The following is a 24,212-nucleotide window of genomic DNA, read 5'->3' as shown; positions in this document are numbered from 1 at the left end:
GGAGGTCTAACTCGACCCCCAGGAGACAACTTTAATACTCAGACCTTCACCAGTGATGTCAGTGGGTACTTCAAGAAGCGATCTCGACCGCGCAGTTCCTCGATCTCGAGCACCACTGCGACGCCGACGACGTTCGCTCCACCCAACTCGACCAACTGTACAGCCGCCTCGAGTGTCCCTCCGGTAGCCAGAACGTCGTCGATCACCAGAACATTCCGCCCCGTGAGATCGAAGCCGTTTGCGGGAATCTCGAGAGTCGAGGATCCGTACTCGAGGCTGTACGAACGAGAGAGCACCGGCGGCGGCAGTTTGCCGACCTTCCGCACGGCAACGACTCCCGCACCCATCTTCGCGGCCGCACCGGCACCGAGCAGGAATCCACGAGCATCGACGGCGGCGATCGTGTCGGCGTCCGGAGCACAGGCGACAAGGGCATCGAGCACGGCCCCGAACCCCTCGGCGTCGGCGAACACCGGAGTCAGATCGGCGAACCGAACACCGGGACCGGGAAAGTTGTCCGCCCAGCGGGTCAGCCGAACAACGGCGTCCCCGGCAGCCCGGTGGATTGCGATCAATTCTTCAGTCGTGTGCAAGGCAACACCATTCGAGACGCTCATCTGCGTAGTACCCATCTGTCCATGTTCCAGCCGGTAGCGGCCCGAGTCGGATTGACCAACACTGCCGACATGCCTGGAGCTACAGCGACAGTTCGTAGTTGATTGAACAGTGGAATCGTAGGCACCTGGGTCCACAGGATGTTCTCCGCCTCCACCGAGAGTCCCAATTGCGCACTCGTGCTCGCATCCACGTTCAACTGATCGATGATCTGATCGATCCTGGCATTTCCGTACGTACCGAGGTTTGCGCCGTTGCCCGATCGCAGCGCTCCACGCGCGTCGATCATGCTCGCTGTTCCGCCTGCGCCGACTTTGCCTGCCATGCCGGAAAGCACGGCGTCGACTCCCCCAGTCTGCAGACTCGCAGGATCGAAGCTGTCGCTACTTGCGTCCTCGACCGTGATTCCCGCCGGAGCACACGCGGCTTTCGCTTCGGAGACGATCTGCGCCCGCACCGGGTCCGGTGCGAGGTACCCGACCCGGACGGTCAACTGGTCGAGGTCGGCTTCCGACAACGACGTCTTCGCAGCCTCGATGTCGGCATTGGCGTACCGATCACCGTCGACCGCAGCGGCGTCGCTGTAAACGAGTGAATCCGGCGCCATCAGTCGCGAATCGACCACGCCGGAACCCAGACCCGCCTGCGGCGCATTCTCCGTCTGCCCGAACTTCTCGAACAGGGTCGTCCGCGGAACACAATGCGCGAACGCTCGACGGGCGGCTTCGTCGCCCAGCGAACCAGAGGTCGCGAGAACGAACTGCTCGATCGACCGCGACGGAATCTGTTGGACGTCGAACCCGGACGGAGTACCGAGTTCGCCAGCCGAGCCGGAAGCGACGTCGACTACCTCGATCGAGTTCTTGTCGAGATCCTCGGTCAGATTCACACCACGTGGCCAGACGACGATGCGATCGGTCGCCGGCTTGTTGCCCCACCACCGCTCGTTCGCGACCAGCACCAGGCCGTCGTCGGCACTGTACGAGTCGATTCGATACGGACCAGCGGAGGGCAGTACGGAGGTGTCCACCTGACCTGGAGTCAGGTTCCACCCGGTGTTCCAGAAGTCCGCGATCTTCGACAACGCTTCGGTGTCACCGGCATTCACCGCGCTCACCACGTCGCCCACTCCGGCGCGCTGCGTCACGATGTGTGAAGGCATCAGCGCAGTCGCACCGAACAACGACCGCCAATCGGTGAACGATCGCCCGGGTTTGAAGAACACCGTCGCGTCCTTCGCCCCGCTCTGGCAGTCGATCCGGTCGATGTCCGCGTATCCGAGATTGTTCGCCGTGTCGAACATGGGCTTCACGGCACCATCGACGTCTTCGGTGAACTTGCCACTCGACGCCGCCCAGGTGAGGACGAGATCGTCACAGGACATCGGAATCCCGTCGGAGTACACGGACGCCGGATTGAGCTTGTACGAGACCGTGAGCACGTCACCGGGCAACTCCGACGCCGTTCCGATGTCGGTGTCGGAGACGGGTGCTCCGGCCGGGCCGGTGAACGTGAAGCCGGGAAGCACCCGGCCGAACGCGGCCATCGCCCCGGACACCGATCCAGCTGTCGTGTTGGCGTTGTACGTGGAGATGGAGTTGTCGATGGCATATCCGATGGACGGAACCTGCTCGGCGCTTTCCGAGCAGGCCGCCAACGAACCCGCAGCCACAACGGTGGCCGCAACGAACGTCATCGATCGAACCAGTGTGCGTGTTCTTGGGAGCATGTTCAGTGCCCCTTCTTGTTTCGCTTTCCGGTCGGCCGCGCACCCGGCTGCGGAGCAACCGGCGCACGGCGTGCAACTGGTGCGCCGACGGCTACCGTCTGCGTACCCTTCTCGGCCAGCGTAGCCCGGCGCGAGAGCACCTTACGAGTGTGCGCGGCAACGGGTCCCCAGCGTTCCTTCATCGACACCAGGAGCGGCGTCGCGAAGAAAATCGAGGAGTACGCACCCACGATGATGCCGACGAGCTGAACGAGCGCAAGGTCCTTGAGTGTGCCGACGCCGAGCATCCAGACCGCGACAACCATCAGAGCGATCACCGGGAGCACGCTGATGACGGTCGTGTTGATCGATCGCATCAAGGTCTGATTCACCGCGAGGTTGGCCTGCTCGCCGTACGTCCGGCGCGTCAGATGCAGAACACCGCGGGTGTTCTCTTCGACCTTGTCGAACACCACCACGGTGTCGTACAGCGAGAAACCGAGAATGGTGAGCAAACCGATCACCGTCGCGGGCGTCACCTCGAAACCGACGAGCGAGTAGACGCCGGCAGTGACGATGATGTCGAAGAACAACGCAACGATCGCAGCTACCGCCATGTCTCGCTCGAAGCGGATGGCGATGTAGATACTCACGATCACCAGGAACACAATCAGCGCGATCAGCGCCTTCTTGGTGATCTGGCCACCCCAGGTTTCACTCACGTCCGCAAAACTGATGGCTTGCGCCGACGGGTTCCCGTTCTTGTCCTTGGGCTGGAACTCGTCGAAGAGAGCCGACTGAAGATCGTTGATCTGCGTCGCGTTCAACGTCTCCGACCGGATCTGCACGGTTGCGCTGGCACCCGAGCCGACTGTCTGCACGCTGACCGGTTCGAACCCGAGTGTGTCGGAGTAGACGGTTTCCACCGCCGACGTCTCGACTCCGCCCTCGGCCGGGAACTGAATGCGTGATCCGCCTTCGAAATCGATACCGAAGGTGAAGCCGCGCAGAATGATGCTCAGCAGCGCAATGGCGACCAGAGCGCCGGTCAGTCCGTAGTAGAAGCGACGCTTGCCGACGACCTCGAACGCACCCGTTCCGGTGTACAACCGCGAGAGCCAGCTGTGCTTGGGCATCGCGCCCTGATCGACGCCTGAGTCGGTGATCTCCGACCGGGCCGCCGCATCGGCGGACTCGGCGGCGGAACTGTTGGTGGACCCCACCGGGGAGTTGTTGGACTCGCTCATGCTCGTGTCTCCTTAGCCGACGCAGCGGCGGCAACCTTACGTTCGCGGGCAACCTCTTGCACTGCGCCGAGACCGTTGACGCTGGGCTTGGACCAGAACGCCGAACGGGACGCCATGCTGACCAGTGGCCACGTCACGAGGAACACGACAATCACGTCGAGAATGGTCGTCAGACCCAAGGTGAAGGCGAAGCCGCGCACCTGTCCGACCGCAAGCACGTACAGAACTGCGGCGGCGATGAAGCTCACCGCGTTGCCGGAAAGAATTGTTCGGCGTGCTCTTGCCCAACCGCGTGGCACCGCCGAGCGGAAGCTACGGCCCTCACGCATTTCGTCCTTGATGCGTTCGAAGAACACGACGAACGAGTCGGCGGTCATACCGATACCGATGATCAGACCAGCCATGCCGGCCAAGTCGAGCGTGAAGCCGATGTATCTGCCGAGCAGAACCATGATCGCGTAGACCATGACTCCGGAGAGAATCAGCGACAACGCCGTCAGGACGCCTAGCATGCGGTAGTAGACGAGGCAGTACAGCAGAACGAGAACGAGACCGACCGCGCCGGCGATCAATGCCGCCTGCAGTGAGGCCAGGCCGAGCGTGGCCGAGACCGTCTCGGCCTCAGAGGCTGCGAACGAGAGCGGAAGCGAACCGTACTTCAGTGTGTTGGCAAGTTCTTTGGCACTCTCGGCAGTGAAACTGCCCGTGATCGAGGTGGCGCTACCCGCAGGCGTTGCACCTTGAATCGTGGGAGCGCTGACGACCTTCGAGTCGAGCGTGAACGCTGCCTGCTTGCCGATGTTGGCTGAGGTGAACTCGGCCCAGGTGTTGCTGCCGGTCGTCTTGAACGAGAGGCTGATCTCATGGCGCGACTGCTGCGAGTTGAAGACCGAAGACGCGTCGGCAATCTCCTGTCCGTCGATGATCGAAGGACCGAGGAGATAGATGTTCAGTCCGTCTTGCGAGCAGGCGACCAGCGGCAGGGTCGGGTCGTCGTTTCCACGGAGCGGATCCGCGACGGAGCAGTCGAGGTTCGCCACTGCTTGCTGCTGCACTGTCGGATCGCTGCTCTGCCGGAGGGCGCGCGCTGCGGCGATTTCCGCTGCTGCTGCGTCGCCTTCGTCGGTGCCGTCGCTCGGAGCGTCCCCGGTGGGGGCCGGAGTCGTTGTCTGCGGCGCGGGCGTTGCCTCGGGAGTAGTCGGGTCCTGAGCCAGGAACGGACGGTTCTGCGGCGTCTGCGTCCCGTCAGCGGGTGCTTCGGGGGCCGGTGCATCAGTGGCCGGAGTTTCGGCCGCCGGCGCCTCAGGCGTAGCTGTCCGATTCGCGTCACGGGTGGCGACGTCGATCGAACCCGTCACCGGGCGGATGTACAGACGAGCGGTCTGGCCGAGCGAGCGAGCCTGCGCACTGTCGTCGCCGGGAACGGTGATGACGAGGTTGTCACCGTCGACAACGACCTCGGAACCGGAAACGCCGAGACCGTTGACGCGGGTCTCGATGATTTCCTGAGCCTGCTTGAGACTGTCCTGACTGGGAGCGCTGCCGTCCGGGGTACGAGCGGTCAACGTGACGCGCGTTCCACCCTGCAGGTCGATGCCGAGTTTCGGCGTGGCCGACTTGTCTCCAGTGAAGAACACCAGGGCATACAGTGCCACTACCAGGACCCCGAAAAGGGCCAGGTAGCGGACCGGATGCACCGTTCCGGTGGAAGGTGCCACGATCTTTAAGTCTCCTCGGTAGGTGCAGAGCTTCAGTAAGTGCACGGCTCGGGTGGTCGACGACCACCCGAGCTGCGGCGTTCGAACTGCAACGATTGATCAACGGGGTGAACTGAGCTGCTGGTGTAAGAGCGGACAAACCGATCTGGACGTGTGTCCGAGTTCACAACTCTAGAACACGTACCAGTTCGACGAAGTCAGGACTCCTTGGTGAGCCGGATTTCGGTGTCGGCAGCAGACTCTTCGATCTCGGAAATCGAGTCGTCGTCGTACTCGTCGGTCTCGGTCGTCTCGACGACGCGCTCACGGATGACCAAACGCGACCAGGTGGTGATGACACCGTCCGCGATCTCGAGGTCCACGGTGTCGTCGTCCAGGGAAGCGATCGTGGCGTAGAGCCCGGCCGTGGTCTGCACCCGATCGCCGACCTGCAGCGAGTCCTGCATCTCGGAAGTCGCGGCCAAGGCCTTCTTCTGCTTGCGCATGCCCAGGAACATGGGCACCAGCAGTGCGAGGATCAAGAGGGGGAAAAGCAAACTCGACATGTGTTGATCAACCTCGGTTGTGTTGCACGTTTTACGCCGCGATGGTCCCGGATGGACCTACGCAATACACCAGTGTGCCATTAGTTGCTGAGGATTCCTGACAGATCGGCCGTTCAAGTAGGCCTTTCCAGTCGAAATTCACTCGCCGTTCGGATCGAACAACGTGGCCTGCGGTTCGTTGACACGAACCTCGATACCGCCCGCTGCGGCATCCGGCGGCGGTGTCATTCCGAGTTGAGTCCAAGCAGCGGCGGTAGCCACACGTCCTCGCGGCGTCCGGGCGATCATTCCGGCCCGGACCAGGAACGGCTCGCACACTTCTTCCACCGTCGACGGTTCCTCGCCGACGGCCACCGCAAGCGTCGACACGCCGACGGGCCCGCCGCCGAACGAACGCACCAAAGCACTCAGTACCGAACGGTCGAGACGGTCCAAGCCCAACTGGTCCACGTCGTAGACGGCCAAGGCCGCCTGAGCGACGTCCATGGTGACGATTCCGTCGGCGCGCACCTCGGCGAAGTCGCGAACCCGGCGCAGCAATCGGTTCGCGATACGCGGTGTCCCCCGCGAGCGTCGTGCGATTTCGGCACCGGCATCGACTTCGAGATCGACGCCCAGAATTCCGGCCGAACGCATCAGAATCTGTTGCAGCTCTTCGGGTTCGTAGAAATCCATGTGAGCGGTGAACCCGAAGCGGTCGCGCAACGGACCGGTCAGCGCACCCGACCGCGTAGTCGCACCGACCAGCGTGAACGGTGCAACCTCCAGAGGAATCGACGTGGCGCCCGGCCCCTTACCGACGACGACGTCGACACGGAAGTCTTCCATGGCCAGGTACAACATCTCCTCGGCCGGACGAGCGATTCGGTGAATCTCGTCGATGAACAACACGTCGCCCTCGACGAGGTTGCTCAGCATCGCAGCCAGGTCTCCGGCGCGTTCGAGCGCCGGTCCGGACGTCAACCGCAGAGAAGAGCCCAACTCCCCCGCGATGATCATCGCCATCGACGTCTTGCCGAGCCCGGGGGGACCGGACATCAGGATGTGATCAGGCGTGCTGCCACGAAGTTTTGCTCCGGTGAGCACGAGCTGCAGTTGTTCGCGAACACGAGGTTGACCGATGAAGTCGTCGAGACTCTTGGGGCGCAGACTCGCTTCGACATCACCGTCTCCCGCCACCAATTCGGCAGAGACCTGCGACTCGTCGTCGAAATCGTCGATCGGGTCGAAGTTCATCGAGTCTTACCGAGCAGCGACAGAGCGGAACGCAGTGCGACCGACGTGGTGGCCTCGGGCGATTCCGCCAGAACCGAATCCGTGGCCTGCTCAGCCTGCTTGATCGGGAAGCCCAGACCTTCGAGAGCCTCGACGATCTGATCACGGATCGAGCTGCCGACGACGACGCCGGACGCCGCGCCGGCCGTCGTCGCGACGGCGTCGACCTTGTCACGCAGTTCGACAACCATGCGCTCGGCGCCGCGTTTTCCGATACCGGGCACCCTCGTCAACGCCGTCAGGTTGCCTTCCGAGAGCGCCCGCCGCAGCGCGTCCGGTTCGAGAACTGCGAGAGTTGCCATCGCCAGGCGCGGTCCGACTCCGGAAACCGTCTGCAGGAGGCTGAACAGGTCCTTCGACTCGGTATCGGAAAAACCGTACAGCGTCATCGAGTCTTCGCGAACGATCATCGTCGTGAACAGTCGCGCTTCGCTTCCCCGGTGCAGCGCACCGAGAGTCACCGGGGTGGCATTGACCCGATAGCCGACACCTGACGCTTCGATGACCGCGTGATCGAGCGCAATATCGAGTACCTCGCCGCGTACCGACGCGATCATCGTGAACCTGCCTTCTTCGTCTCGGCCAATTTTGCCTGATACTTACGCATTTGTTCAGCGGCCATCGCCTCGGCGCGGGCCATCCGCTCGATCATCGGTGCTCGCCAGCAGTGACAGATCGCCAGCGCCAGAGCGTCGGCAGCGTCAGCCGGTTTCGGCGCCGTCTTCAAATTCAGAATTCGCGTCACCATCGCGGTGACCTGCGCCTTGTCGGCGTTACCGCTGCCGGTGACGGCGGCCTTCACCTCGCTGGGCGTGTGGAAACACACCGGAATGCCGCGTCTGGCGGCAGCGAGCGCGACAACTCCGCCTGCTTGCGCTGTCCCCATCGCGGTACTGACGTTGTGCTGCGCGAACACGCGCTCGATCGCGACCACCTCCGGCTTGTACTGCTCGATCCACAGTTCAGCCGCATCGGAGATCCGCAGAAGCCGAGAACCAAGGTCCATCTCGGCCGGAGTCCGCACCACGTCGACCGCAATGGGGCGCACTTTCCTGCCGTTGCTCCCGTCGACCACTCCCAACCCGCAGCGAGTCAAGCCTGGGTCCACTCCGAGCACGCGCACTTGTCACACCTCTCCATACCGAACAGCTGTTCGATAGCTTAGCGGTGCGCGGGACTACTACCCCGCATCAACACGCAACCCGGCCCGGACGCGGACGTCAGGGCCGGGTTGAGTTGAAAAACAATCAGTCTTCGAGAGCCGCGAGAACCTCGTCGGACAGATCGATGTTGGTGTAGACGTTCTGCACGTCGTCAGAATCTTCGAGCGCGTCGACGAGCTTGAAGATCTTGCGTGCGCCGTCGACATCCAAGGGAACCTCGACGGAAGCGCGGAAATCGGCTTCAGCGGAGTCGTAGTCGATGCCGGCTTCCTGAAGGGCCGAACGTACGGCAACCAGATCCTGTGGCTCACTGACGATTTCGAAGGTTTCACCGAGATCGGTGACTTCCTCGGCACCGGCGTCGAGCACAGCCATCAGGACGTCGTCCTCCGACTGGCCGTTCTTCTCGAGCGTGACGACACCCTTGCGAGCAAACAGGTAGGAGACGGAACCCGGGTCAGCGAGGTTGCCACCGTTACGGGTCATCGCGGTGCGAACTTCACCGGCTGCGCGGTTGCGGTTGTCGGTGAGGCACTCGATCAGAACGGCGACGCCGTTGGGTCCATAGCCCTCGTACATGATGGTCTGCCAGTCTGCGCCGCCCGCTTCTTCACCGGCGCCGCGCTTGCGCGCACGCTCGATGTTGTCATTGGGAACAGACGTCTTCTTCGCCTTCTGGATGGCGTCGTACAAGGTGGGGTTGCCCGTGGGATCGCCACCGCCGGTTCGTGCCGCCACCTCGATGTTCTTGATCAGCTTCGCGAAGGATTTGCCACGACGTGCGTCGATCACAGCCTTCTTGTGCTTGGTGGTGGCCCATTTTGAGTGGCCGCTCATGCGATTCAAGCCCCTTTCCTGCTGCGTTGCGCACGCCGAATGCGCGTCTTTCAGCTCTGCCGATGTTACCCGTCCCACGTCACAACTCGCTGCATCCCCCGACACGAATTAGTCAAACCGCGCATTGTTTGCATAGAATGCAAACATGTTGGTCCGAATAGATCACGCCTCCACAACTCCACTAGCGGAGCAGATTGCAGCCGGGGTTCGTGGCTCGGTCATCCGCGGTGAGATCGGACCAGGTGACCGCCTGCCGTCCGCTCGCGCTCTCGCCGAGTCGATCGACGTCAATCTCCACACGGTTCTTCGTGCGTACGCAACACTCCGCGACGAAGGCCTGATCGACCTCCGACGCGGACGTGGCGCCGTCATTCGCGCCGAGTTCGACTCGGGAAGGACAGCTCTCAACGAATCTGCGCGCGAGTTCGTACGGCAGGCCCGAAATCTCGGACTCGACACTGCGCACATGCTCGACCTCATCAAGGAGACCAGCACACAATGACGACCAGCAAGATCCGACTCTGGACAGCAGCTTCGCTGACTCTGATCCCGACCCTGATCCTGGTTCTCGCACGCTTCGCGTGGGGTGACCGCCTACCCGAGACCGTCGCGAGCCATTGGTCCGGATCGACCCCGGACGGCTTCAGCACCACGACGACGTTTTTCGCCATCGCGCTGGTGATTTCTCTGGTGGCTGTCGTTTGCGCCTGTGTCGTCGCGGCCCGTTCGAGCGACAACGCGCCCTTGTTTCTCGCCGTAACCTCGATCTCGAGTGCGACACTGGCGACGATCTGGATTCTGAGCGTCGCCCTGACGATCGACGCCGGGTCGCCGGAAGCCGCGCGTATCGGCTGGTGGATTCTTGCGCCGATCGCGGCGGTACTCGTAGGAGTTCTGGCATACGCGCTGCCTGACCAGCAACGAAGCGGCCCGGAGTCGCCACTGCCGACCCCGACGCTCGACACTCCGCTGACGGCCTCCGAACGTGCAGTGTGGGTCGGGCAGGTCCGCAGCGTCTGGCCGTGGATCGTTACCGCCGGCCTCGTAGTTCTCGTGATCGCGACTGCCGCGTACTCGGATTGGTGGGTTGCCGTGATCCTGGGTGTGTCCACCCTCGCCGTCACAGCATTCGCGTCGGTCACCGTGCGCGTCGACCGTCACGGTGTCGGCATCAGTTCCTGGGGCGTTCAATGGAAGAAGATCCCCATCTCGAAGGTGAAGTCCGCATCAGTCGACGCGATACGTCCGGCCGAATGGGGCGGATGGGGTTACCGAATGACACCGCGCGGAACAGCCGTCACTCTCCGCTCGGGTGAGGCCATCGTGGTCACTCTCGAGAACGGACGACTGTTCGCCGTGACCGTCGATCACCCGGAAGACGGTGTGAAGCTGATCAATTCGTTGGTTCAGGCTGGTTGATTCACGAACAACGTCAATTCACGAACAACGTCAACTCACGAACAACACGGCAGCGGCATTGCCGGCGAGGTAGAAACCGGCAATGCCGAATATCCAACCCATTGCGCTGTCGCCGTAGCGAGACATCAGCGAGTCCACTCGGCGCAGCGGCTTGTCGAGGCGGTTGCCGGCCACGACCCGCCCGCACAACAGAAGCACTGCGGGCATGGCCATGATCAGGCAGTATCCGGCAAGTATCGACGCAGACGTGACTGCGGGCAGCCCAGCAGCGGTGATCATCGCGATCGCCGCCAAGTAGGGCAACATCGTCACCAATTCGGCGGTTCCGGCAGCAATCGCCAGAAGTACAACACTTCTCGCGGAACTGGCCGAGCCGAGCACCCGCTCTCGCCAAACATGGGTTCGATCGGCCTGACCGGATGTGCGTCTCTTCTCGGAATCGAATCGAAAGCTCCACGCGAACAACGCGATACCGAGAATCAACTGCGCAACGCGGGCGGCGGGGGTGTCGAGTAGCGGGGCGACGACAGGCATGCCTGCCCGTGCCGTCGTCCAGACGACCACCCCGACAACAAAATAGAACGTCGTGATGACCACCAGATATGTCAGCAGCCTGCGAACCTGCGGTCGTCCCGGCATCAACAACATCCAGACCGGGACGACCAAGGTTCCGATGCTCGTACTGTCCAGCAGGGCGAGCCCGCCCAGCGTGGTGAGCAGGACGAGTTCCACGTCAGTCGTTTCGGCGCTCGGGTATCGCTGTCTCCCTCGTTCGGACTGCATTCACGATGTCGAAGGCACCGATGATCGCGAGGATCACGCCGAGTGGTCCGCCGCGAAACCAGAAGAACTCGGCGTCACGCGCGAACAGCCACAGACAGCCGCCACCGACGACCAAGAGAATGCCGATCATCAACTCGAAGCGAATTTTCATACGTCGAGCCTGTCTTCTCTATCGAATCCGCACATCAGCCATCGGAACAACGCCGACCTCATCATTTGGTATGACAAGTCAGGCGCCCCGATGTGCTCTGATAAGTCTGTGGTGACCAGAAGTCGGAGTGTCGGCAAGTGGAACGATCCGCTCATCGCCTTCGGCCTGTTCGCGATCGGGGTACTCCTCTACCTGGTCGGCCTGTACCAAATGTGGACCGATGTCGGAGGTGTCGCCGACGTTCCCGCCGGGGTTCGGATCGGGATGCTGGCTCTGCTGTGTGCGATCGACTCGTTCCGGCGGGTGCATCCGGCAACAGCCTTGGCGGCGGGGGCCGTCATCGTCGCGGTCGACGCCGCCCTGGGACCCACCCTGCCGATGTGGCTGGTCCTCTCGGATCTCACCTACGCCGCAGTTCTGTACGGGACGGCGCGGTTGGGCCGAGTGGTCTGTTCTCTGACCGCAGTGACGGTTGCCGCGCTCACCGCCCTCGTCTACCTGTCCACCCAGGACGTCCGCGCTGCGGCTGGGGCGGGCGTCGTGACCGCTCTGTTCTTCGGTACACCGGTGTGGTGGGCACTGGTCATCCGTCGACAAGTCGAACTGACCGAGGCCGAACGCGAGCGTTCCAGAGTCCACGAAGCACTCGCCGCTCTGGACCGCGAGGCCGCGGTCGCTCACGAACGCGCGACCATGGCGCGCGATCTGCACGACGTGATCGCAAGCCACCTCTCCGCCATCGCCATCCACTCGGAGGCGGCACTGTCCACCTCAGCTCTCTCCGGTGAACGGGGCGAACCAGACGACGGCTTGCGGGAGATGATCGGGGCGATCAGATCGAGCAGTCTCGCGGGCCTTTCCGAGATGCGCTCGATGATCGAACTGCTCCACGCCGGGGACGACGAGACCCCGGACCCGCGTTCCTCTCCGCCGCGGCTGACCGAGTTGCCCGTCGTCCTGGACGCAGTTCGGGCAGCCGGCGGCACTGTGCACGTTGCGATCGACGTCGATGCTGCCAACCTGCCGAGCGTGGTCGATCACACGGCGTATCGGATCACCCAAGAAGCCTTGACCAACGCACTCAAGCATGCGCCTGGCGCGCCAATCTCGATGTCGATCTCTCTCCAGCACAATGCATTACAGATCGAGATCCGAAACCCCGTCGGTCGCGACACATCCAATTTTCGGGCGGGAACGCACGGACTTGCAAACATGCGTCACCGCGCCGAACTGCTGGGCGGTTCACTCGACGCACTTCCGGTCGACGGAGAATGGACGGTATGCGCACAGATACCGGTCCCCGCGCCGAACGGAACGGATCGGTGATCACCGTCGCCCTGGTCGACGACCACGCCGCGATCCGGTCGGGACTCGCGATGATCCTGCGGCAGCACGACGACATCGATGTCGTCGCAGAAGCCGGTGACGGAGCGTCGGCGATCACCGTCACCCGCACGCATCAACCCGACATCGTACTCATGGACGTCCGGATGCCAGGCACCGACGGCATCGAGGCGACGCGTCAGATCATCGGGACGACCCGCAGCCGGGTTCTGGTGTTGACCACCTTCGACCTCGACGAATACGTCTTCGCGGCCCTGCGCGCCGGTGCTTCGGGATTCCTGCTCAAGACTGCGACCGCGGACGAGCTGACCAGCGCTATCCGCAACGTCGCGGCCGGAGATGCAGTGCTCGCTCCGCGCGCGGCGCGTGTCCTGATCGGCGAGTTCGTGCAGCGCGCACCCAAACCCACCGAACCGCTGGGATTGAGCGAGCTCACCGACCGTGAACGCGAGGTCCTCGCGCTGTTGGGGACGGGTATGTCCAACGCCGAACTGTCGCGTGAACTCGGAGTCGGTGCTCCGACGGTGAAGTCGCACGTGTCGCGAGTTCTGTCGAAGTTGCACCTCACCTCACGCGTCCAGGCGGCGATCCTTGCCCGCGAACTGGAGCTGTAGGTTCGGCCGAGGCTGACTACTCCAGTTATCCGCGAACCAGATCGACGAACATCTCGTGCACTCGACGGTCCCCGGTAACCTCGGGATGGAAAGAAGTGGCGATCACCGAGCCCTGCCGAACCGCGACGATCCGGCCTGCGGCCTCCCCCGCGGCGGCGGGAACCTGCGCAAGGACCTCAACGCCCGGCCCAACTCGCTCCACCCACGGCGCGCGGATGAAGACGGCGCGAATGGGATCACCGATGATGCCCTCGAACTCCAGGTCGGACTCGAAAGAATCGACCTGCCGACCGAAAGCGTTGCGGCGCACCGTCATGTCGATGGCGCCGAGATGCTCGGCGTCCGGCCGGGTGTCTAGTACCTCGCTGGCGAGCAGAATCATGCCCGCACACGATCCGTAGGCCGGCAGCCCGCCGCGGAGTCGCTCACGAAGCGGTTCCAGCAGCTCGAATACCTGCAGAAGCCGGCTCATCGTGGTGGATTCGCCACCGGGGATCACGATGCCGTCGACCTTGTCGAGTTCCTCCGGGCGCCGGATACCCACCGCATCCGCTCCCGAATCATCGAGTGCGGCAAGGTGTTCGCGAACATCACCTTGGAGGGCGAGTACACCGATCAACGGACGCGTCATCACACAGTTCCTGTCTTGTTCTCACGGCTGTTCTTGCTCTCATGGCTGTCGGGTTCGCGTTCGAGACGCGTCAAACCCTCCTGAACCACCGCTGCCACCATGTTGCCATCGCGATCGTAGATACGCCCCTGAGTGAGCGCGCGACCAAAACCTGCCGACGGCGACGTCTGGTCGTAGAGCAACCACTCGTCGGCCCGGAACGGACGCAGGAACCACATCGCGTGATCGAGCGAAGCAGTCTGCGTCTTCACGCCGCGGTGCGGGACTTTGGAAGTTCCGAGCAGGGTCATGTCACTGAGGTACGCGAGGGTGCAGATGTGCAGCAGCGGACGATCCGGCAGAGCCTCGCGGTAGCGCATCCACACGCGTTGTTGCGCGGCGAGATCCGGCGCTGACGCGCTCTGCTCAGCGGGCACAATTCTGATGTCCCAGTTCTTCCACTCCTGATAGAACTGCGATTCAGCCAACTTCGGAACGGTCTGCGCATCCGGCAAGTCCTCCGGCGCCGGAACGGAGGGCATCCGGTCCTGGTGCTCGATACCTTCGTCGTCGACGTGGAACGAGGCCGACATCGTGAAGATCGTCTTGCCGTCCTGAACTGCATTCACCCGGCGGGTGCAGAACGAGCGCCCGTCGCGGATGCGGTCCACCAGGTAGACCGTCGGAATCTTCGGATTGCCCGGGCGCAGGAAATATCCGTGCAACGAGTGCACGTGGTAGCTCTCGTCAACGGTGCTCACGGCAGAAACCAACGACTGCCCGGCAACCTGCCCGCCGAACGTCCGTTGAAGTGCGGTGGGATGGACCGCACCACGGAAGATGTCCTTCTCCAGGTGTTCGAGCGCGAGGATCTCCTCGATACCAACCATGAGTCCTCCGAAAACATAGACCGCCGCACTGGGCGCGATGACGGTTCACAATATCGCCTCGGCGAGCGGGCACGGCACCATGGTGGGCGTGAGTACATTCATCCCGTCCAGTCCCCTCGCCTTGGCCGAGCAGATTGCAACGCTTAGCGGATCGTTTCCGTCGGTGGCGGTAGTAGCGATCGACGGACCTGATTGTGCACAGCCGTCTCGGCTCGCGGAACTGGTCGGCACCGCCGTCGAGTCGCGCAACAGGCCGAGTGCTGTTGTGTCACTGCACGACTACGTGCGGCCGGCTTCGCTGCGATACGAGTTCGGCCACGAGGATGCGCTGAGTTACCGCACTATCTGGTTCGACTATCCGGCACTCGATCGTGAAGTGATCACCGCAGCCCGCACAAAACGGGCGTTCTTGCCGAAACTCTGGGACGAACCCACCGATCGATCGGCTCGGTCGACCCGTATCCCCGTCCATGAGCGCGCGGTCATCGTGATCGCCGGTCCGATGTTGCTCGGGCGCGGGCTGGAGTTCGACGTCAGCGTCCGCCTGGACATGAGCGAACCTGCCATGCGGCGGCACACACCGGAGGCAGATCTGTGGACCGTCGAGGCACTCCTCGAACACCGATCAGAAGTGTCCGAGGAGGTCGATTTCGAGGTCAGATACGACCATCCGGCCCGGCCTGCGGTGCGGTCTCGCCAGTGAAGGTCTCACTGCCATTGATCTCACGTCGGCCGACCTCACTTCGGGCGATACAGCCTGGTCAGACCCTCCTGGACGACTGCAGCAACCATATTTCCTCGGCTGTCGAAGATTCGTCCCTGCGTCAGGGCGCGACCGAAGCCCGCTGACGGCGACGTCTGGTCGTACAACAGCCACTCGTCGGCGCGGAACGGCCGCAGGAACCACATGGCGTGATCGAGCGAAGCGCTTTGCATGGCGACGTCCATGTGGGGGCCGCGGGAAGATCCGAGCAGCGTCATGTCGCTCATGTAGGCAAGCGTGCACACGTGAAATACCGGGTCGTCCGGGAGTGCCTCGCGGGAACGGAACCACACTTGCTGCTGCGCGGCAGCGCCCGGACGTTTGTCGATGTCGGCCTTCGGCACCATTCGAAGGTCCCAATCGGACCACTCACGCGCCAGCCACGCAGTCTCGGGATCCTCCGAATCCTGGGCGATGGCCAAGGTCTCGGGGTCAGGAACGGGTGGCATCTCATCCTGGTGCTCGATGCCTTCGTCTTGGACGTGGAAGGACGCCGACATCGTGAAAATGGCTTGCCCGTCTTGAATTCCGGTGACCAAGCGGGTCGCGAACGATCGACCGTCCCGAACACGATCAACCAGAAAAACCGTCGGCTCCATCGGATTTCCCGGACGCAGGAAATATCCGTGCAACGAATGAACCGAGTAGGCCGGATCGACCGTGCGTACCGCCGACACCAATGCCTGTCCGGCGACCTGGCCGCCGAAAGTGCGGGTCAGGGTGGTCTCCGCGATGATTCCTCGAAAGATGTCCCGCTCGAGGCGTTCCAACTCCAGAATTTCTTCGATCCTCGCCATCGATGCTCCACATCTTCCCGTGTACCGACGTCTACCGACCTTCACACAATGCCTGACGCACCCCCGGCCACCAAAGTGGGCATCCGAAAACACTGAGCGACGGGGCGCATCGACTCAGAATGGCGGTGGATCGTCTCCGCCGTCGAAGGTCCTCCTCCGGGCCTTCTTCTTCATTCGGAGGTGCATTCGTAACCGCTGCCGCCGGCGTTCACCCCGCACACGAGCGGCTTTGTTTTCCAGACGTGTGCGCCGACGCCGACCACCCTCGGGCAGTACAGGCTCGAGCATTCCCGCCAGCAGACCTGACGGCCTCGTTCGGTAGCAATGTCCGGTCGGCGAGGTCAGCATGACACTCCGGTCCGGGTTCGAGATATGCAACCACTGACCGGAATGCTTGAGGCGGTGATGGTTTCGACAATACGCACTCAGATTCGACGCCACGGTCTTTCCACCACAAGTGGGATCGCGATGATCAAAGGGCTCAGTGTGATCAAGATCTGAATTCCATGCAGCGACATCGCAGTGCAACCACTGGCAGCTTCCTGCGATCACCCGCACCCAGGTGTCGAGGACAGCGCCGGGGCGGTAGACCGACGCCGAAGGAACAACGGGCGGAGGTACTGGCTCGCCCTCACCGGAAGACTCGAGCGCGGCATCGGCTGGTACCTTCACCTTCCGAATCAGCGCACCCGCGGCGATGTCACGCGCATGCTCTGCACTGATCACTCCATAACCGTCGAGGTGAGCGGGTTCGTCTGCACCTGGTGCGTCACCGCCCTGAAGCGTTGATTCCAGCATGACCACGTGAACCAACGGCCGACGCACCACCACAATCCCGCTTCGATCTTGTGGGCACTCGTCCCGGCCGCAATCGCACGGCAGAATCGTCGACCCGGATACCAACGCTCCCAATGCGTCAGCTCGTCGTTGCTCGTACTTACGGGAATCGTGTCGACACACCGACATTGCCAACTCCCGCAACCGACGGTCGAAAGCCCGTGCTTCCTCCGCCGGAATACTCCCCAATATCCGCGCCATTCCGTCCTCGGCAGCGCTCACACCCACGAACCGATCAGCCAGGGCGCGGCGTCGACGTTCGCGTATCCCCTCGGGATCCACCACGGCGACGATCCGGTCGATAGCCGCTGTCAATCGGCGACCCGTCAAGCCGGTACCGCCAGGCATCGGTGGCGCCGAGATCTTCTCGAGGAGTTGCCGTTCCACCTCGTCGATCAAATCGTCGGCTACGTTGGCCGTAGCGGAGTCGATCAATCCGACTCGATACAGATCCAGTTCTCCGCGCGCCATGGCGGCACGCGTGCGATGGAGGCGAGTCTTGAGAGAAAAGCCGAGACCGATCAACTTTCCCGCTGCGGCACGGCCCATGGTCAATGCCGCGCCGAGCTCGGCCTCAGCCAGTTCGTGAGCGGTAGACGACCAAGCACCGTTATCAGTGTGGTCAGCGCTGCGACGCTCGAAAAACTCGGCAATGGCAGCCAGTTTCCGTTCCACGAGCATCGATTCGCGCGCATGCAGATCGGCGATGAGATCGATGAGGGCGCAGTCGGATTCAGCACCGGACAGCTGCGCTGCGGTACCCGAACTTCCTACTCCGTCATCGAACATTCCTCAACATTATTCGAATATACGTTCGATATCCATGATTTCCAGGAATCAGTCCGAACAATCCTGATTGACCGAAAATTGTTGCGGAGCAACCTTTGCGGCCACTCGTGTTCCGGCAACGGATTCCCCTACTGAACCAGGGCGTTGATAATGCGGGCAGCTTCGGCCGGGTAGATAGGGCGGTCGGACCCACCACTCAATACCCAGTGGACTGGACTACCTTCGTCTAGGACTCGGAGTTGCACGTCGAGCGGAAACGCATCGATGTCAGCCGAGTCGACTCCAAAGACATGGACAATCTCATGCCCAGGTCGCCCCTCGAACTCGAAGATGTTCTCTACGACCTCGAGCAACTCGACGCTTCCCAACGTGACGCCGAGTTCCTCCGCGAACTCGCGCCGCAGCGCTGCCTCGGCCGTCTCACCGAACTCGATACCGCCACCGATCAATCGATGAAAGTTCTCCCCCGTGACAGAGTCCGTGCCGTCGATTATGAGTATGTGACCGGAACGGACAGGTATCCCCAGTGAGATGTTACGAATTGACGACATACGACACAGTTTAGGTGGCCAACTCGAACACCATTTTGAATCCGACGACGGCGAATATCACCAAAAGTGATGGGGTGGGCGCAAATACGACTTGGACTTGCCGAGACTCCCGATGACAGACTCGAACACCATTCCCGGACAAAAGAACCCATTGAGGAACCGATGAACGACGCAAGTACCTGGACCGCACGACTCGCAGCACTCGACCTGACCCTCCCGCCGGTCGCTACCCCGGCAGGCTCCTACCTCCCCGCTGTTCAGACGGGGGCATACGTCTACACGTCGGGACAATTGCCGCTCGTCGACGGCACTACGACGTGCATCGGCAAGTTGGGCGAAGGTGTCTCCGTCGAAGACGCCGCCCAGGCGGCGCGGTTGTGCACACTCAACGGACTCGCGGCCGTCGATGCCTTGGTCGGGCTCGATCGCATCGTTCGCGTCGTCAAGGTTGTTGGATTTGTTGCTTCCGGATCCGGATTCTCGCAGCAACCCCAGGTGATCAACGGCGCCTCCGACCTGCTGGCCGAGATCTTCGGCACGGCAGGACAACACGCACGCTCCGCGATCGGCGTCGCCGAACTACCCCGAAACAGTGCCGTCGAGGTCGAGTTCGTGTTCGAGGTATCGGACAGCATCTGATCGGTCTGCCACACCCCGAAGGGGCGGCGGTTGCCAACGCAACCGCCGCCCCTTCGTCTGTGAGGACTTTCAGGCACTGAGCCCGGTCGTCGAACCTGCTGTCACCAACCGCGCTCTGCGAGGCGGTGTCCGACGGGCAGGTCGTCGACGTTGATACCGACCATTGCCTCGCCGAGTCCGCGCGAGACCTTGGCGAGCACGTCCGGGTCGTCGTAGAACGTGGTGGCCTTGACGATGGCCTCGGCGCGCTGCTTCGGGTTGCCGGACTTGAAGATGCCCGATCCGACGAACACGCCCTCGGCGCCGAGCTGCATCATCATGGCAGCGTCTGCCGGGGTGGCGATGCCGCCGGCGGTGAACATGGTGACCGGCAGCTTGCCGGCCTTGGCGACCTCGACGACCAGTTCGTACGGGGCCTGCAGTTCCTTGGCGGCTACGTACAGTTCGTCCTCGCTCAGCGAGGTCAACCGGCGGATCTCGCCGCGGATGGTGCGCATATGGGTGGTGGCGTTGGAGACGTCTCCGGTGCCTGCTTCACCCTTCGAGCGGATCATGGCCGCGCCTTCGTTGATGCGACGGAGCGCTTCGCCGAGGTTGGTGGCGCCACAGACGAAGGGAGCGGTGAACTTCCACTTGTCGATGTGGTTGGCGTAGTCGGCCGGGGTCAGGACCTCGGACTCGTCGATGTAGTCGACGCCGAGGCTCTGCAGGATCTGCGCTTCGACGAAGTGACCGATGCGTGCCTTGGCCATGACGGGGATGCTGACGGTGGAGATGATGCTGTCGATCATGTCCGGGTCGCTCATGCGCGAGACGCCGCCCTGTGCGCGAATGTCTGCGGGGACCCGCTCGAGTGCCATGACGGCGACGGCGCCTGCGTCTTCGGCGATCTTGGCCTGCTCAGCGGTGACCACGTCCATGATCACACCGCCCTTGAGCATTTCAGCCATGCCGCGCTTGACGCGGGCGGTGCCGATGGCGGTGGTGGGGGCAGAGTCGGGGGTGCTCACAGCAAACTCCTGCAGTAGTGGCGTGACGAAAGAAACGAGGCACGGCGAACACACGAGTTCATTCGCTCGGAGGCCTCTGGCCAGAACTCTAGGACTAACCGGCCTTCGATTCCGTATCCAATTTGCCATTGCTGGCCTTAAACTGCCCGCGAGCACTGAACGACCGAAAGATCAGCGGATGGAACGCACTTCCGGATCCTCGGTACCGTCCGCGATCGTCGCCGCTTCCACCAGGAGGTTTGCCAGATCCAACGGGTAGACCGGCTCACCGGACTTGGCCAATTGGCGGATCTCGTCGGCGCTGCACCAGCGATGGCCGGTGATGGCACGCTGCTCCAATTCCGTGTGGCCTTGGAAGACCGGCTCGAAGCCGTGAGTGCGCGTAGCGAAGAACAGCTCTTCCGAACGGATCAGCTCACCGTCGAACGGGAAGATCGCCACCCGACGCCAGAGCGGACCTCGCAGATTCTCCGGATCCACGACGAATCCGGTCTCCTCCTCGATCTCACGAACGGCAGCCGCTCGCAGATGTTCGCCGCGTTCGAGCCCGCCGCCGACGGTGAACCAGAAGTAAGTGTTCGGGATCTTGGGATCGTGCCCGCGCAACAGCAGCACCCGATCTTCCTCGTCCAGCATCACCACGCGGGCAGAGGTCCGTGACGTATCCACGGTGATGCCCTCGGGCACCGCCGCCGCGGTCGTGCGCTCCGATATCTCGAAGTACTGAGGTAGCGGTGCCGTTCCCCCGAGGTGCAGCCAGCGAACAAGTCGACGCGTACGCAACGCGAGAGTGTCGCGCACCGCGTCGTTGTGGAACCGCCGAGCGATCAGGACCCTCGCCTCGGCATCGGCCAACTCGGCCACCAGTTGAGGTCGCAGCGACGTCGTGCCGTAGGCAGCGAGAGCATTGGACAGCCGGTTCTCGGCAAGCTCGCGATCCTGACGATCCGCACGTTCGGCGGCGTCCGCCAAGGTGACGAATCTGCGGGCGTCGTCGGCGCTCATGTCCACAGCCGCCGCGCGGACAACCGCGGCACGACGGGACAGAGCCGCATCGAGCGCCAACCACGACTGATCCGAACGCACATGCAGTCGATCGAGTCGGTTCGCCGTCCCGTACGCCCACAGTCCGACGACCAGGACGACGGCAGCGACGAGCCCGAGAATGAAGATTGTCAGAGCGGAGAAGGTCATGAACCCACCACGCGTACGCCGGTGCCGCCAACCGTGACGGTCTCGTAGACACGCAGGATCTGTTCGGCCACCACCGGCCAGTCGTATTCGGCAACAACACTTGTCGCGGTGTTGACCAGCGCGCGTCGTCGATCCGGGTCACCGAGAACGGAATCGATTGCCTCTGCCAAGGCATCGGAGTTCCCGATGGGGACCAGCAAGCCGGCCTGACCGTCGCGAAGAACACGGCGAAAAGCGTCCAACTCACTGGCCACGACGGCAGTGCCAGCCGCCATGGCCTCGACCAGCACGATCCCGAAGCTCTCACCGCCGAGATTGGGCGCGCAGTAGACGTCCGCACTGCGAAGCGCCGACGCTTTCTCCTCGTCACTGACCTGCCCGAGCAGGCGGAGATGCTTGAAGTACTTGCCCGCCTCTTTGCGGAGTTTCTCCTCGTCGCCGCGTCCGACCACGATCACTTCGAGATCCGGGTGACGCTCGACCAACTCCGGCAGTGCGCCGAGGAGGACGGCCATCCCCTTGCGCGGTTCGTCGTAGCGACCGAGGAACAGAATGGTTCCACCTTCGCGCGGGTAGCCGGGCAACAGATCGGCCTCGGCAAACGCTGCGACATCGACACCGTTGGGAATTTCGACCGCGTCGGATCCGAGGGACTCGACCTGCCAACGACGCGCCAACTCCGAGACTGCGATCCGGCCACTGATCTTCTCGAGATACGGAGCCAAGACACCCTGAAAAGTGCTCAGCACCAACGACTTCGTGGTCGACGTGTGGAAGGTGGCGACGATCGGGCCTTCCGCGATACGCAACGCGAGCATGGACAGACTCGGCGCATTGGGTTCGTGGATATGTAGAACGTCGAAGTCACCTTCCGCGATGAACTTGCGGAGGCGGTTGTTCGCCGTCGGGCCGAAAGACAACCGTGCAACAGAACCGTTGTAGGGAATCGCGACGGCTTTACCTGCGGAAACCACAAAATCCGGCAACTCGTCGTCATCGGACGACGGCGCAAGCACACTCACTTTGTGACCACGTTCGATCAGCACCTCTGCCAGATCCACCACGTGCGCCTGCACACCACCGGGGACGTCGAAGGAGTACGGGCAGATCATGCCGATCTTCATTCACCCTCCATGCGGGCGAGCCGCGATTCGGAGAGGTCGGAGCGCCACAGCGGCTGAAGCATGTGCCAGTCAGCGGGGTGCGCTGCGATGTTGACCGCGAAACGGTCGGCAAGTGCCTGCGTGGCCGGGCCGACTCCGCCGGATACGTCGATCGGCGGGTCGATCTTGAAACCCCAACCGTCGGGAGTGAACCAGCAGTGGACCGGAAGTAGCGGCGCGCCGGTATCGATCGCGAGCTTCGCCGGGCCGGCGGGCATGCGAGTGGGTTCTCCGAAGAAGGTGACGGGCACACCCTTCTTCGCCAGATCGCGCTCCCCCAGCAAGCACACGATCTTGTTCTCGCGCAGATGCTTGGACAGTTCGACGAACGGAGGATGCTCCCCGCCGCTGAGCGGAAAGATCTCGAAACCGAGACTCTCGCGGTATTCGACAAACCGTTCGTACAGGGATTCGGGCTTAAGCCGCTCGGCAACGGAGGTCAACCCACCCCATTGCTGAACACACCACACGCCGGCCATGTCCCAATTACCGCTGTGGGGCAGCGCCAATACCGCGCCATGACCTGCTGCCATTGCTTTTTCCAGATGTTCCTGGCCCTCGACCAGCGCATGCAACGCCTTACCTGTCGCGACCAGGTCCATCGACGGTAGACGGAATGCCTCACGCCAGTACCGGGCGTACGAGCGCATAGAATCCTTGATCAACTGATCCGGAACTTCCTCCGGCGTCGTGCCCAGAACTCTCGCGAGGTTCTTCCTGAGTTGTTCGGGTCCGCCCTTGCGTACCGCGAAATCCGCTCCGGCGTCGAACAGCTTGACCGCCACCGATTCCGGCAGGCTTCGCACCAGACGCCAACCCGCGGCGTATCCCAGGTCGGTTGCACGCTCGGCAAAGCTCATTTCTCTGCCTCGCCGTCCGTGTTCGGCGCACCTTCGACCGTCGATGCGGCCGGGGCGATCGGCAGAAGTTCCCGGGCGCCAGGGGAATTGCGCACCGCGAGCACTCGCTGGAAGACCGTCACGATGCTTCCGGCGGCAAGTACCCACATCGCGATGTGGATTGCCCACGGAAGACCCATACCCGTCAGGCCGGATCCGACCAACACGATGATCAATCGGTCCGGGCGCTCGATCCACCCGCCGTCCGCAGTCAGCCCGCTCGCCTCCGCACGCGCCTTCGCGTACGAGATGACCTGCGAGGTGACGAGGCAGATGAGCGTCGCGACGAGCAGCCACTTGCTGTTCTCGTGGTAGACCGCCCACCAGGCCAGGCCGGCAAAAATCGCGCCGTCGGCGACGCGGTCGCAGGTCGCGTCCAATACCGCCCCGTACCGCGTTCCGCCGCCGCGAGCACGAGCCATTGCGCCGTCGAGCATGTCGAACATGACGAAGAACCAGATGAACATGGTTCCCCAGAACAGATGTCCGGACGGAAACAGCGTCACCGCACCGGCGACGCTTGCCACCGTGCCGATCACCGTCACCGAGTCCGGCGTCAGACCGGTCTTGACCAGCGCCTTCCCCATAGGTGCCGTCACCTTGGACACCGATGCGCGCCCGAAGAAGCTCAACACCGCAGGAACCCTCCCC

The 24,212-nt window shown here is 62.9% G+C and carries 27 protein-coding genes; 6 read left to right on the top strand and 21 right to left on the bottom strand.

All coding sequences use genetic code 11. From position 1 onward, the window contains the following. Positions 1–38: 38 nt before the first annotated feature. The 9 genes from YH3_RS28990 to YH3_RS28950 form a co-directional block, all read right to left on the bottom strand. Positions 39–617 carry an adenine phosphoribosyltransferase gene (locus tag YH3_RS28990; RefSeq protein WP_007732962.1) on the bottom strand — a complete coding sequence of 193 codons (579 nt, stop codon included), beginning with the start codon at positions 615–617 and terminating at the stop codon, positions 39–41. After that, on the bottom strand, positions 614–2,344 hold the full coding sequence (locus tag YH3_RS28985; protein ID WP_064444555.1) for an ABC transporter substrate-binding protein: 1,731 nt from the start codon (positions 2,342–2,344) through the stop codon (positions 614–616). Before YH3_RS28985 ends, YH3_RS28990 begins: the two co-directional genes overlap by 4 nt. Positions 2,345–2,346: 2 nt before the next feature. Continuing rightward, the gene (gene secF / locus YH3_RS28980) at positions 2,347–3,570 is read right to left on the bottom strand and encodes a protein translocase subunit SecF (protein WP_007732958.1); all 1,224 of its coding nucleotides are present in this window, start codon (positions 3,568–3,570) and stop codon (positions 2,347–2,349) included. Continuing rightward, positions 3,567–5,288 (bottom strand): protein translocase subunit SecD, encoded by a 1,722-nt coding sequence (gene secD / locus YH3_RS28975; RefSeq protein ID WP_007732956.1) that lies wholly within the window; start codon positions 5,286–5,288, stop codon positions 3,567–3,569. Before secD ends, secF begins: the two co-directional genes overlap by 4 nt. 197 nt (positions 5,289–5,485) lie before the next feature. Next, the gene (gene yajC, locus YH3_RS28970; RefSeq protein ID WP_003943339.1) at positions 5,486–5,833 is read right to left on the bottom strand and encodes a preprotein translocase subunit YajC; all 348 of its coding nucleotides are present in this window, start codon (positions 5,831–5,833) and stop codon (positions 5,486–5,488) included. Positions 5,834–5,971: 138 nt separating this feature from the next. After that, complete coding sequence (ruvB, locus tag YH3_RS28965; protein ID WP_003943304.1) at positions 5,972–7,069, bottom strand: Holliday junction branch migration DNA helicase RuvB; 1,098 nt, start codon at positions 7,067–7,069, stop codon at positions 5,972–5,974. After that, on the bottom strand, positions 7,066–7,665 hold the full coding sequence (ruvA, locus tag YH3_RS28960; protein ID WP_007732953.1) for a Holliday junction branch migration protein RuvA: 600 nt from the start codon (positions 7,663–7,665) through the stop codon (positions 7,066–7,068). Before ruvA ends, ruvB begins: the two co-directional genes overlap by 4 nt. Further along, positions 7,662–8,231 carry a crossover junction endodeoxyribonuclease RuvC gene (ruvC, locus tag YH3_RS28955; protein ID WP_003943325.1) on the bottom strand — a complete coding sequence of 190 codons (570 nt, stop codon included), beginning with the start codon at positions 8,229–8,231 and terminating at the stop codon, positions 7,662–7,664. Before ruvC ends, ruvA begins: the two co-directional genes overlap by 4 nt. Before the next feature lie 124 nt (positions 8,232–8,355). Next, the gene (locus tag YH3_RS28950) at positions 8,356–9,108 is read right to left on the bottom strand and encodes a YebC/PmpR family DNA-binding transcriptional regulator (protein WP_007732951.1); all 753 of its coding nucleotides are present in this window, start codon (positions 9,106–9,108) and stop codon (positions 8,356–8,358) included. Between the two features lie 145 nt (positions 9,109–9,253). On the opposite strand from YH3_RS28950, the gene YH3_RS28945 reads away from it, so the two are divergent. Both YH3_RS28945 and YH3_RS28940 read left to right on the top strand, forming a co-directional pair. After that, positions 9,254–9,610: a GntR family transcriptional regulator gene (locus tag YH3_RS28945; RefSeq protein WP_003943322.1), complete on the top strand. Its 357-nt coding sequence runs from the start codon at positions 9,254–9,256 to the stop codon at positions 9,608–9,610. After that, on the top strand, positions 9,607–10,527 hold the full coding sequence (locus YH3_RS28940) for a hypothetical protein (RefSeq protein ID WP_058227940.1): 921 nt from the start codon (positions 9,607–9,609) through the stop codon (positions 10,525–10,527). The genes YH3_RS28945 and YH3_RS28940 overlap by 4 nt, the downstream gene beginning before the upstream one ends. 30 nt (positions 10,528–10,557) lie before the next feature. Here YH3_RS28940 and YH3_RS28935 read toward each other — a convergent pair whose 3' ends face one another. Continuing rightward, entirely contained in the window at positions 10,558–11,259 is a 702-nt protein-coding gene (locus tag YH3_RS28935; RefSeq protein WP_064444554.1) for a GAP family protein, read from the bottom strand. A gap of 1 nt (position 11,260) precedes the next feature. Beyond that, positions 11,261–11,461, bottom strand: a complete 201-nt coding sequence (locus YH3_RS28930; protein ID WP_003943331.1) for a hypothetical protein — start codon at positions 11,459–11,461, stop codon at positions 11,261–11,263. A gap of 111 nt (positions 11,462–11,572) precedes the next feature. Between YH3_RS28930 and YH3_RS28925 the strand changes: the two genes are divergently transcribed. Together YH3_RS28925 and YH3_RS28920 are read left to right on the top strand one after the other, a co-directional pair. After that, positions 11,573–12,787 carry a sensor histidine kinase gene (locus YH3_RS28925; RefSeq protein ID WP_238592720.1) on the top strand — a complete coding sequence of 405 codons (1,215 nt, stop codon included), beginning with the start codon at positions 11,573–11,575 and terminating at the stop codon, positions 12,785–12,787. Next, a complete protein-coding gene (locus tag YH3_RS28920; RefSeq protein WP_064444552.1) occupies positions 12,742–13,419 on the top strand; it encodes a response regulator transcription factor in 678 nt (225 codons plus the stop codon). The genes YH3_RS28925 and YH3_RS28920 overlap by 46 nt, the downstream gene beginning before the upstream one ends. Before the next feature lie 25 nt (positions 13,420–13,444). On the opposite strand, the gene pdxT is transcribed toward YH3_RS28920, so the two are convergent. Next, on the bottom strand, positions 13,445–14,050 hold the full coding sequence (gene pdxT / locus YH3_RS28915; RefSeq protein WP_007732937.1) for a pyridoxal 5'-phosphate synthase glutaminase subunit PdxT: 606 nt from the start codon (positions 14,048–14,050) through the stop codon (positions 13,445–13,447). Then, the gene (gene tesB / locus YH3_RS28910) at positions 14,050–14,919 is read right to left on the bottom strand and encodes an acyl-CoA thioesterase II (protein ID WP_007732935.1); all 870 of its coding nucleotides are present in this window, start codon (positions 14,917–14,919) and stop codon (positions 14,050–14,052) included. The genes pdxT and tesB overlap by 1 nt, the downstream gene beginning before the upstream one ends. A gap of 79 nt (positions 14,920–14,998) precedes the next feature. Between tesB and YH3_RS28905 the strand changes: the two genes are divergently transcribed. Then, a complete protein-coding gene (locus YH3_RS28905) occupies positions 14,999–15,622 on the top strand; it encodes a hypothetical protein (RefSeq protein WP_003943324.1) in 624 nt (207 codons plus the stop codon). A 35-nt stretch (positions 15,623–15,657) separates the two neighbouring features. Here the strand turns inward: YH3_RS28905 and YH3_RS28900 are convergent, their stop codons facing one another. The 3 genes from YH3_RS28900 to YH3_RS28890 all read right to left on the bottom strand — a co-directional run bounded on the left by YH3_RS28900 (position 15,658) and on the right by YH3_RS28890 (position 18,656). Beyond that, a complete protein-coding gene (locus tag YH3_RS28900; protein ID WP_003943337.1) occupies positions 15,658–16,479 on the bottom strand; it encodes an acyl-CoA thioesterase II in 822 nt (273 codons plus the stop codon). Positions 16,480–16,593: 114 nt separating this feature from the next. Continuing rightward, on the bottom strand, positions 16,594–18,105 hold the full coding sequence (locus YH3_RS28895; RefSeq protein ID WP_064444551.1) for an HNH endonuclease signature motif containing protein: 1,512 nt from the start codon (positions 18,103–18,105) through the stop codon (positions 16,594–16,596). 128 nt (positions 18,106–18,233) lie between these two features. Next, the gene (locus YH3_RS28890) at positions 18,234–18,656 is read right to left on the bottom strand and encodes an NUDIX domain-containing protein (protein WP_064444550.1); all 423 of its coding nucleotides are present in this window, start codon (positions 18,654–18,656) and stop codon (positions 18,234–18,236) included. Between the two features lie 162 nt (positions 18,657–18,818). Between YH3_RS28890 and YH3_RS28885 the strand changes: the two genes are divergently transcribed. Then, positions 18,819–19,295: a RidA family protein gene (locus tag YH3_RS28885; RefSeq protein ID WP_047269323.1), complete on the top strand. Its 477-nt coding sequence runs from the start codon at positions 18,819–18,821 to the stop codon at positions 19,293–19,295. A 101-nt stretch (positions 19,296–19,396) separates the two neighbouring features. Here the strand turns inward: YH3_RS28885 and pdxS are convergent, their stop codons facing one another. The 5 genes from pdxS to pgsA all read right to left on the bottom strand — a co-directional run bounded on the left by pdxS (position 19,397) and on the right by pgsA (position 24,196). Then, positions 19,397–20,305 (bottom strand): pyridoxal 5'-phosphate synthase lyase subunit PdxS, encoded by a 909-nt coding sequence (gene pdxS / locus YH3_RS28880; protein WP_003943338.1) that lies wholly within the window; start codon positions 20,303–20,305, stop codon positions 19,397–19,399. A 171-nt stretch (positions 20,306–20,476) separates the two neighbouring features. Then, positions 20,477–21,499: an NUDIX domain-containing protein gene (locus YH3_RS28875; protein WP_050656608.1), complete on the bottom strand. Its 1,023-nt coding sequence runs from the start codon at positions 21,497–21,499 to the stop codon at positions 20,477–20,479. Beyond that, positions 21,496–22,623, bottom strand: a complete 1,128-nt coding sequence (locus tag YH3_RS28870; RefSeq protein ID WP_003943332.1) for a glycosyltransferase family 4 protein — start codon at positions 22,621–22,623, stop codon at positions 21,496–21,498. The genes YH3_RS28875 and YH3_RS28870 overlap by 4 nt, the downstream gene beginning before the upstream one ends. After that, the gene (locus YH3_RS28865) at positions 22,620–23,522 is read right to left on the bottom strand and encodes a phosphatidylinositol mannoside acyltransferase (RefSeq protein ID WP_042919909.1); all 903 of its coding nucleotides are present in this window, start codon (positions 23,520–23,522) and stop codon (positions 22,620–22,622) included. The genes YH3_RS28870 and YH3_RS28865 overlap by 4 nt, the downstream gene beginning before the upstream one ends. Beyond that, positions 23,519–24,196, bottom strand: a complete 678-nt coding sequence (pgsA, locus tag YH3_RS28860) for a phosphatidylinositol phosphate synthase (protein WP_037130749.1) — start codon at positions 24,194–24,196, stop codon at positions 23,519–23,521. Before pgsA ends, YH3_RS28865 begins: the two co-directional genes overlap by 4 nt. Positions 24,197–24,212 lie beyond the last annotated feature (16 nt).

The sequence above is a fragment of the Rhodococcus sp. YH3-3 genome, assembly GCF_001653035.1.
GTDB classification, from domain to species: domain Bacteria; phylum Actinomycetota; class Actinomycetes; order Mycobacteriales; family Mycobacteriaceae; genus Rhodococcus_F; species Rhodococcus_F qingshengii.
Note: the sequence above shows the minus strand (reverse complement) of the source record. Positions and strands in the feature narration are given on the sequence as shown.